Annotated in this window: 7 protein-coding genes and 1 pseudogene; all 8 read right to left on the bottom strand. The window is 55.0% G+C overall.

Features of this window, described 5'->3' with window-relative positions:
• A pseudogene (locus TU80_RS33635) lies at positions 1–654 on the bottom strand (ImcF-related family protein); the annotation flags it as partial.
• Positions 651–1,811 carry a hypothetical protein gene (locus TU80_RS30730; protein ID WP_186355125.1) on the bottom strand — a complete coding sequence of 387 codons (1,161 nt, stop codon included), beginning with the start codon at positions 1,809–1,811 and terminating at the stop codon, positions 651–653. The pseudogene TU80_RS33635 and the gene TU80_RS30730, both read right to left, overlap by 4 nt.
• Before the next feature lie 2 nt (positions 1,812–1,813).
• Positions 1,814–2,167: a PAAR domain-containing protein gene (locus tag TU80_RS30725; RefSeq protein ID WP_231589941.1), complete on the bottom strand. Its 354-nt coding sequence runs from the start codon at positions 2,165–2,167 to the stop codon at positions 1,814–1,816.
• 55 nt (positions 2,168–2,222) lie between these two features.
• Positions 2,223–2,588 carry a YceK/YidQ family lipoprotein gene (locus TU80_RS32420; RefSeq protein WP_158243629.1) on the bottom strand — a complete coding sequence of 122 codons (366 nt, stop codon included), beginning with the start codon at positions 2,586–2,588 and terminating at the stop codon, positions 2,223–2,225.
• Between the two features lie 116 nt (positions 2,589–2,704).
• On the bottom strand, positions 2,705–3,490 hold the full coding sequence (locus TU80_RS33185; RefSeq protein WP_082643934.1) for a hypothetical protein: 786 nt from the start codon (positions 3,488–3,490) through the stop codon (positions 2,705–2,707).
• A gap of 227 nt (positions 3,491–3,717) precedes the next feature.
• The gene (locus TU80_RS30715) at positions 3,718–5,811 is read right to left on the bottom strand and encodes a lipase family protein (RefSeq protein ID WP_057006121.1); all 2,094 of its coding nucleotides are present in this window, start codon (positions 5,809–5,811) and stop codon (positions 3,718–3,720) included.
• Entirely contained in the window at positions 5,808–6,356 is a 549-nt protein-coding gene (locus TU80_RS32935) for a hypothetical protein (RefSeq protein WP_126587381.1), read from the bottom strand. Before TU80_RS32935 ends, TU80_RS30715 begins: the two co-directional genes overlap by 4 nt.
• A gap of 13 nt (positions 6,357–6,369) precedes the next feature.
• Positions 6,370–8,306, bottom strand: a 1,937-nt coding sequence (locus TU80_RS30710; protein WP_134939268.1) for a DUF2345 domain-containing protein, incomplete at its 5' end; no start/stop codon positions are given.

Raw genomic sequence — 8,306 nt, 5'->3', positions numbered from 1 at the left:
CCAGAGGGATAACGGCAACTGCCAGCGCAAGTCACGGGCAAGGCGCTGCACCTGGCGTACACCTTTGCCCATCGAGACATCGTCGGCGGCCTGGGTTTCGTTCAGCGCCCAGACGACTCCGTCCAGCACACGCCAGCGGCTGAGGCCGCTCCATTGCTTGAGGAAAGACTGAATTAACAACGCCTGCGCACTGCCGCCCCACAGCAGGACGGTGCCTTGGCCTTCGAGCCATTGGTGAGCGGCCAGGGTGGGGGCGATGGCTTCGATTTCGGCGGGTTCGCCGATGATGAGCAGCAGGCGGGTTTTGTGGCGCCAGAAGAGGCCGTAGTGCTCGCGTAGGTACTCGCGCAGCTCTAAGAGGTGAGTAGTCGGTGAGTGAGGCAAAACTATCTGTGAGTCCGCCGGGGGATAGACCTTACCCACACGTCCCTGCTCGCGGTGGTTTTGACGTTTGAGATGCTCTAACCACCGCGGTGCCAGAACGCCGCCCATTGCGATGGCGATGATCAGTAGAAAAACCAACAGTTTGTGGTGATTCTCAGCTAGCCCGATCTGATCGCCAAAACGCCAGATCACCCAGCCCAGAGCGGCTACCAGCATAATGACCCAAACTGCTGCCCCCGCACGGCGCCATGAATTACTCCAAACTTTCATGCCAACTCTCCCGTGACAACAGTGCTCATCCAGTGCTGCGATTCTTCTCGTGCCAATACCAACAAAGGCTCGCGCTGATGCCGGACAATTTCCACACACAGCGCAGTTACTAGCCAGTGGCCGAACGGACCAGATAGCCCGCACAGACTTTCCTGAATCCACCGCTGCTCCACGTTGAGCGAAGCACCATGGGCGCCTGCTACAGCAAGCATTTTTCCGGTCAGTGGCTGCCAGTCGGCGGCGTCGGCCAACATGCCGGTTGCCCGGCAAGCGCTCACTTGGGTTTGCAGAAACAATGGTAATTCGCTGTCCAGCACATCGATATCCAATGGCATTGGCCGCAACAAACCAGCGGTGATCGGTAGCTCCAAGGCGATTGCCAGGCTGTCCGGGCATAGCAGCAAGGCGGCAAGCCCGTCGGAGTAAGAGTCTTCACCGTGAACCTGAAGCACCAGGATCAAGTCGATGACTGCGGTGGCGGCCTTCAACGTTTCATCGATCCACCGGTACGACAATTCGCTAATCAATGTGACCGTTACGGGTAGCGGCAGCCTCATCGTGATGACCAAGCTCTGCTGCCAGGTATCGCGCAAGGCTTCGTATTCGCGGGGATCGGCATCGCTCAGCAGGGTGACCCGGAGTTCCCGCCCCGTCGGCAACGCATGCAGTGCCGGCACCAATGCCTGAATCAACATCTGCAGTCCGGCTTGAGTACGTTCCGGCCCTACAGGCAAAGCCGCAATACGCCGCGCTTGCCCTGTGCGGGGAAGCAAATCAAAGGAACCCTGAGTTAATACACTCGCAGACACCTGATCAGGCAGCAGCACACAACTGGCAGACACGGCCAAGTAGCGCTGCGCCCAAGCCTGCCAGGAACGCTGCACACTTTGCGCCTCCTCCTCCAGAAACTGGCAATGGCTCAACGCAGTCCCATAGGCATAGGCACGCGCAGCGAACGCCAGGATCCAGACCACCAATGGCGAAGCGGACAATGCCCAAATGTTGAGCGTACTCAGTAACGGCATCCGTTCGGAGGTATGCAGCAAAAACAGCAGCACGCAGACCAGTACCGCTATAAGTGCAGCCAATAGCCAACGACCCGGCACAGGCGGTTTTGGAGCTTCCACTACATGAGGTGCCTGACGATCCCAGCCCATGACTAACCCACCCCGCAATCGAGAGCGCTGGAAATCACCTGGCAATCGCACTCGCAGCGGCAGCCGTTGATCACCATCGCCCGATCACCCTCAGACCAGTCCGGGCAGCCATCGACAATCAGGTTGACGCCATGCCCCGGCAGCGGGCAACGAACCTCGTCTCCGACCAGTGCTACTCGCTTGCCATTTACGATCATCGTGGATGAGGCTGATATCACTTCTCCACCATGGGTGGTTTTATCACCCAATAAAACAAATCCCTGGGACATAAATAAAACAATCCAAAACTCGCCCATTGAAAAACAGGCTTCCATAAAAACGATCAGAACATTCGTTAGAGAAATGATCTCGACCAATAAAAACTACTCCCCCCAAAAACGCACGAACTTTTAGCTGACCAGCGCCCAAGCGCTACGTAAACTTTCGCGGACAATTCAGCTCACCGCTGTCAGCATCTAATGCATTCCCAAGAGTCAACGTGTCGAGAACAAAAGAAAAAGGTAAGTCGATAATAGCTAACGGAATAATCAGTCCATTACTCCCCTTGATCAGTGTCCAATCAGTCGCCGCATGAAAATCCAGCTGAACGCCTTGATAAGGGCAAGCAGGGCCATTCATAACTGCCGCCCCTATTGCCGCACAGCCCGAATGCAGTCCGGCAAAAAGTCCTAAAACCCCGAACTTTAAGCGCTTCACACAACCACAGCCCAGACTAACCTCGGCAATATTTTTAAAGCGAGACTGGCCAGCACCCGCAATTAAATTCAAATAAATCATCGCAACCACCCAATACAAATACATGACTAGGTTTTATCTAAGACTCACGTCATCCGACATCCGGAATAAAACATTAAGAGTTAACGGTAAGGCCTGAACAGAAGGAAACATGCGATTCATCGAACCTTCTCCGCAGTCAGGCGAATGGATTGCAGCTTCTTGAAGCTTGGGTCACGACCATCAGCCACCACGCTGCCATCGGGGTAGGTGTAGCGGGTATAGTTACCCTCCTTTTTCACCTTCGGCCCCACTGAATAAAGCACGTAGTCGGCATGCAGCACGGGCTCGAATACCACCTGCCGGGCATTTTTGACGCGGTAATACAAATAAATCTCACCCTCGCCGAATAACCTAGCGAGTTTTTCGTGTCCGCCAAGGAAGTGTTCGCTAACCCTGGGGTAGTAGTCCTTCCTGATCAGCAGATCGCCGCTGACTTCTATCGTCGGCTGAAAAGCAGAACGTTGTTGTGGCAAATGCTGATCGAACATCACGATCACCCCGCCCCCTGGGCCCGCTTTAACATTCTCGCCAAAGTGCGTTGTATTGGCGTAGGTAACGCCAAAAGTCACATTGCTCAGTTGCCACTGGCATCGGCTACCACCATTGATAGGCAACTTGGCCTCATACAGGTCGCTCTGCCCCTGCTGTTGCGGTTGAACCGTAGTGGACAAGTAACCGTCTTCTTCATAAGTGGTCCAGTCTGGCCCGGAGCGTTTGATCGAGCATTTCTCCGAGCGGTACATCACCTGCATGGGTTCCGCCGCGAGGTTCTGCGGGACCTTCACCACGATGCTGACCTGCTCTCCACCCGGTGGCGGTGCCAAGGCCTGGTTCTGGGCGCAACCGTTTAGGCTGAGCAACAGCAACAAAGCGCCGCTCATGGGGCTTAGGCGAGCATTCATAGGCTGTGTTCCTCCGTGATCGCTGGCAGTGCGTCGGGAAACTCGACGGTTATCGCATCTGGGTAACGGGAGGGAATGGGTTGGCTGTCCCCCCCAATTTCCTCGACTACGTGATAGTTCACGTGTTGCACTGGCCCCTGCGCAGGGTGGATCAGAATGTTCATGGTTTTATGTCTTCCCTTATGGCTAGTGTGTTGGGTGGGCTGTTGCACCCCGGATGCGTAGATTCAGGCCTGGGTGATCTCGATCATCACGCCAAATTCGCGCTCGCGGCAGAAGCGCTGCAGGGCTTCAGGACCGCCTTCCAGGTCTTGAGTCATGCGCAAGGCCATGGGTAACAACTTCTGCAAGTCAAGCAACTGCTCGTTGCGGTGTTTTTCCGTTTCGGGGACGCCCACCCCATGCATCTGCGTCTCGAACTTCGCCCGTTGCGCCTTGCGCTCCAGTGGCCGGTCGGGATCGCTCAACTCCAGCAACTGGTTGTGCAAGAAGGGTAAGTAGGCAGCGACCATCGAGTGATCCATCGGGTTACTGCGGAGAGTGCTGCGTTCAGGATTGGTGTGTGACGGAAAGAACCGAGTCAGACTTTCCCGGCTCATCGAGCGAATGAGGGCCTTCTGCTCTTCACGGGCGAAGCGGCTGAACTCATCGCTCAGACTGGGCACCAGATAGAGGCGGGTTCGGTGTGGCAAACGCTTAAGAATGGTGGTGTGGTAAGGCGCGCCCAGGCCTTCTCTACTCCGCTCGGCGGGGTTATTTGAGGCCCGTGACTCCACATGCTGGTCGGCACGGTAGAACATGGCGATTTGGCCGTGATGCCAGTAGGGGTCGCCAAAGCGCACCAGTTTGCCGGCCACCAGTTCACCCACGGACCATATGTAGCCCAGGTCGTGGCCCAGCGGCCCCAGGGCATCGTAAAGCCAGTTATCCAGTTCCGCCTCGGGTGGCACGCTGGTGATGGTGTCGGCGTCGTTGACATGGCGAAAGTGGGTCACCGTGTCAAGGCGCGCCAACGCCTTGGCTGTGAAGGTACGGGGCATGCCGTAGGTGCAGAGCAGAGGATTGCGATCTTTCAGCTCTGCGGAGTAGATCAGTGCAAGGGCGCCGCCCAAGCTATGGCCGCAAATGAATAGCTGTCTATTCTCCAACGCATCCTTAATGTCATCAAAACGTTGAGGAAACAACCTCTTAGCCACCTCAAACGCATGCAAAAACCCATAATGCACACTGCCGACATCAGTCAAAGGCGTACACGCAGACTTCAAGTCACAGCCGCTGCCATCGGCCGGCATCGGGCGGTACAGCACATCCGTCAGCCAGTCCTTGGGTTCCTGTGTCCCGCGCCAGGCCACAACCACTTGTGTCTGGTTGATGCAATAGAACAACTGGGTGTTTTCGATGATGAGCCGCGGAATATCGGAGGCACCCGACGGTCGCTTGGCCTCCAGCGAATCCAGCATAACCGCCGTGGTGTAGCGTTGGTTGAAGGGGACGTCTACCACCAGTGCTGGCAGACGCGTCCCTCCAGAGTCAATCATCACCGGCGTGCGCGACAGGTCCAGGCACTGACGTAAAAAGAACTCCTCCACCGAGCCTGAGACGGTACTGGGATCGGTGCCCGGTCGTTGCTTCAAGATGTTCTGGGCGACAATGCTGTAGGACAGGTTAGCCATCAGCCCAAGGTTATAGGCATTGGCCATGCTGTATTCGGGTTGGTGATGCAGCACCAACGACCAGGCGCGGAAGGGGCAAACTTCCAACACGTGGCGGTGATTCAGCGCTTCGTACTCAACGGTGAAACCGCTGAATGCTGTGTCCGGGAAGTGAAAGGCCGGAGGCCGCTTCGGGTCCTCCAAAGGCGGATCAAGGGTCGGTAATCGGTCGCATAACTGACCGATACGCAGGTAGTGGTAGCGGTGACCTGCCGCGAGTGCCTGCTTCTCGACGGGCGAGAAACCCGAACGCTGCGGGCCATACAATGGGGTGCAGTTGCCGATTACAGGCCGATGCGGTTCGGCACGCAGGGCACGCAAGCGACGGGTTTGCAGCAACTCGGCAAAAGGATCGGCCTGCACCTTCAGGGTGATGGGGATGGGGTGCAGCCCCTCGATACGAATCACGCCCTGAGCATCGCTGAGCCCGGAGCATTCGGGGAAGCACCTCTGTCGGATGGCGTCGTTGATCGCCTGATAAGGCATATTCGCCAGGGGGGCCCCCTGCTCGTCCACCAACTGGAATTCAATCCAATGCTGTTTCTGTTTACCGCCAGTAAACTCCTTGCGCGAATTGAGCGTATCCGTGCGGTGCAGGGAATCATTCATTTATCAACATCTCCTGTGCCATCCTGACTCGATGGATCAGTGTTACGGTTGCCACCGCACGAAGGAATGATCTGGCTTCCATCGGCCAGCCGGGTGTACTGAAGATATTCCATGACTCCGGTCGCAGTTTTATTGACACAGAAGACGGCGTCGTAACTATCAGTAGAGCGATATGCATTACGCAGACTGAATATATAAGTTTGATTAACTTCAAGCAGCAGAGGGCGGGCTTTGATTTTGTAGTTGTCGTACTCGTACCCCTCAGGCACGGTGCCTAAAACGATACAGGCACCTGGACTCAGCTCCAATGGTTTAAATCCCGGCAAAAGGGACGCCCCCCAAGTAGGAGGGTTTCGTGTATAGCTTTCTGTTAATGATACGCGGCTCACTGCAAAGACGCCCTTAGCATTGCTAGGCACGCAAATAGCCGGTTTACCATTAACCGAAACCACATCCCCAGCCTCTCTGCGGCCATATGATGCAGCGTAAACACTTTCGACTACTAACCATGGCAAGCTGAGCGTTAAAAACAGTGCAAATTTCATACGACCCTCCTTTTCAACTTGGAAGATGTTTTTTGTCGGCTGGTTTTTTAAGAAACGACTCGAGTGTCGACGCAAGAAGCGCTGGACTTTTGGTGAAGTTGCGCTCATTCCACACACCGTGCGGATTACCCACCACACAAATCAAATAGTAATCCGAGATGATTTCACCTTGCTGCTCCATGTTGTAGTCCGACAAGACGCTCTGTTCTGTCAGAGCATAGCGATAAGCAGGTGCGCCACGACTTGTAACCACCAACCCCATTCGCTTTACCGGATAACCCAACTGGTACTGCCATACATGGGTCATCTCATGTATGAATAGCGCTTTATCTCGATCATCATCAGTAGCGGAAAAATCATTCCTATAGTACCCAGTACTTGAAGGGTAATACATATTACCGTTAGGAGTTGCAGCCGTATTCTGCCGCCCCAGGAACCCCCACCACCCAGCGTGATGCACCTCAACTTTTGTGTAATCAATAGCATCCTTAAAGATTGTTCCTGCCATGGCAATTTCCCCAAGCGTCAAAGAGCGCTTCTTGCCTCTAGGTAGAGAAACCTCCTTTATCGAGCTACCTATTGCTACCTCGTTAGTTGATACATCACTTGACGTAAGATCAATGACCATTGGGGTTTTAATGCTTTCCGCAGCGCAGCAGAAAGCCCCGAAATCCTCCGTAAGAAAAAGTTCTATTTGCGTGATCCGTGTCGGCTCCTGAGTTTCGAAGCGCTGGGTAAAACCCTGCGCACCTGTCACTCCCTCAAATACATGTCCGTCTGCCAGAGTGACCGAATATTTAAAGTTACTTACAAGCTCGCCATCAGGCCCGATCAAGCGAAGCTGTTCGTCATAGCGTGTTACTGATTCTGGTAATTCAATTTTCAGGTCTCCGGGCAATAAGGTATGAACGCTCATCGTCTGCCCATGCTTATCGGTCACTCCATTGAATACCTCACCTTGTTGGGTGGTTATCCGGTAGCGACTAAATGGCAGTGGTGTCTCCGTGTCGTCTTTCAAGGTATAGCCGCCGGAGTAACCCGCCGGCAACAGTGACGCCGGTGTATTGAGGCTGGCGCTGCCAAACTTTTGCACATGGTTAGCTTTTAGATAAATATTGCCTGGCGCCCCTAGCTCTATATCACCGCCCTTTAAACGGATATAGGCACCGCCACAGTTGAGCACCAGTTCTTGCGGGGCGTTGATTTCTATACGACCTTCCAGGCTTTCGATCTTAACGTCGGTCTTTGCCAAAGCATGGAGGTAACTGCCTTGAGCGTGCAGTTCAACTTTGCCTTGGGCCGCCTTGAATTGCAGGTCAGCACTTTGCGCAAGCACGCTGACGCCACCCTCGGCGGCTGCGGTGATATCGTGTCCGGCGCTGATGTCGGCGTTGTGCGCGGCGATGATACCCACGCTCTCTCCTCCGGAAGACAGACACACGGCTTTAGGACTCATTACGCCGATACCCGCCGGGGCATGCAGCAGTAATCCCGATTGCGCCAACCCTATGAGTGACTGAACCAAATCCAGTTGGCTCTCAATATCGCTAGGCTGCACTCCAGCACTACGAGCTGCCTGCGCCAGAGAGCGCGCCAGCGATAGCGCACTTTTCAGTTGCTCAATGGCAGCCACCATGTCGAGTTGTTCACCCCGAGCTTGGCCTTGGTCATCCGCACTGATAAACAAACCTTTCCCCCCACGAATCGCGCCCCAACTATCCGTGCGCAACTCAAACCCTTCCCCACGCTTTTGTTTCGCGGCATCCACCAAATGCCCCAGGTTCAGTTGGCTCTTACCTCCATACTCAGTACTGACCTTGATATGCTCCCGCCCCCGCGTGTCATCCATCCGCAGCTTGTTGTTCGCCGGGGTACGCAGCACGTTGCGTTTGTAGTTACGCAAGGTCACATGATCGACATGCTGGCTATCGTGCAACGCGTGCGCGATGT

Source organism: Pseudomonas veronii, assembly GCF_001439695.1.
GTDB classification, from domain to species: domain Bacteria; phylum Pseudomonadota; class Gammaproteobacteria; order Pseudomonadales; family Pseudomonadaceae; genus Aquipseudomonas; species Aquipseudomonas veronii.
Note: the sequence above shows the minus strand (reverse complement) of the source record. Positions and strands in the feature narration are given on the sequence as shown.